Genomic DNA, 1,417 nt, shown 5'->3' on the forward strand with positions numbered 1-1,417 from the left:
ACACAGTGGACGCGAGCAACTGAGGACAAGCCCTCGGCCTATTAGTACCAGTCAACTCCACACCTTACGGCGCTTCCATATCTGGCCTATCAACCCAGTCGTCTACTGGGAGCCTTAACCCCTCAAAGGGGGTGGGAGTCCTCATCTCGAAGCAGGCTTCCCGCTTAGATGCTTTCAGCGGTTATCCTTTCCGAACGTAGCCAACCAGCCATGCCCTTGGCAGGACAACTGGCACACCAGAGGTTCGTCCGTCCCGGTCCTCTCGTACTAGGGACAGCCCTTCTCAAGACTCCTACGCGCACAGCGGATAGGGACCGAACTGTCTCACGACGTTCTAAACCCAGCTCGCGTACCGCTTTAATGGGCGAACAGCCCAACCCTTGGGACCGACTCCAGCCCCAGGATGCGACGAGCCGACATCGAGGTGCCAAACCATCCCGTCGATATGGACTCTTGGGGAAGATCAGCCTGTTATCCCCGGGGTACCTTTTATCCGTTGAGCGACGGCGCTTCCACAAGCCACCGCCGGATCACTAGTCCCTACTTTCGTACCTGCTCGACCCGTCAGTCTCACAGTCAAGCTCCCTTGTGCACTTACACTCAACACCTGATTGCCAACCAGGCTGAGGGAACCTTTGGGCGCCTCCGTTACCCTTTAGGAGGCAACCGCCCCAGTTAAACTACCCACCAGACACTGTCCCTGATCCGGATCACGGACCCAGGTTAGACATCCAGCACGACCAGAGTGGTATTTCAACAATGACTCCACAACCACTGGCGTGGCCGCTTCACAGTCTCCCACCTATCCTACACAAGCCGAACCGAACACCAATATCAAGCTATAGTAAAGGTCCCGGGGTCTTTCCGTCCTGCTGCGCGAAACGAGCATCTTTACTCGTAGTGCAATTTCACCGGGCCTATGGTTGAGACAGTCGAGAAGTCGTTACGCCATTCGTGCAGGTCGGAACTTACCCGACAAGGAATTTCGCTACCTTAGGATGGTTATAGTTACCACCGCCGTTTACTGGCGCTTAAGTTCTCAGCTTCGCCAACCCGAAGATTGACTAACCGGTCCCCTTAACGTTCCAGCACCGGGCAGGCGTCAGTCCGTATACATCGCCTTACGGCTTCGCACGGACCTGTGTTTTTAGTAAACAGTCGCTTCTCGCTGGTCTCTGCGGCCACCCCCAGCTCAGAGTGCAAGACTCATCACCGGAAATGGCCCCCCTTCTCCCGAAGTTACGGGGGCATTTTGCCGAGTTCCTTAACCATAGTTCACCCGAACGCCTCGGTATTCTCTACCTGACCACCTGAGTCGGTTTAGGGTACGGGCCGCCATGAAACTCGCTAGAGGCTTTTCTCGACAGCATAGGATCATCCACTTCACCACAATCGGCTCGGCATCAGGTCTCAGACT

The 1,417-nt window shown here is 55.8% G+C and carries 1 rRNA gene; it reads right to left on the minus strand.

The window, feature by feature from the left end:
- Window positions 1–21: 21 nt before the first annotated feature.
- A 23S ribosomal RNA gene (locus FCH28_RS37850) occupies window positions 22–1,417 on the minus strand; the annotation flags it as partial.

This window comes from Streptomyces piniterrae, from assembly GCF_005048155.1.
GTDB classification, from domain to species: Bacteria; Actinomycetota; Actinomycetes; order Streptomycetales; family Streptomycetaceae; genus Streptomyces; species Streptomyces piniterrae.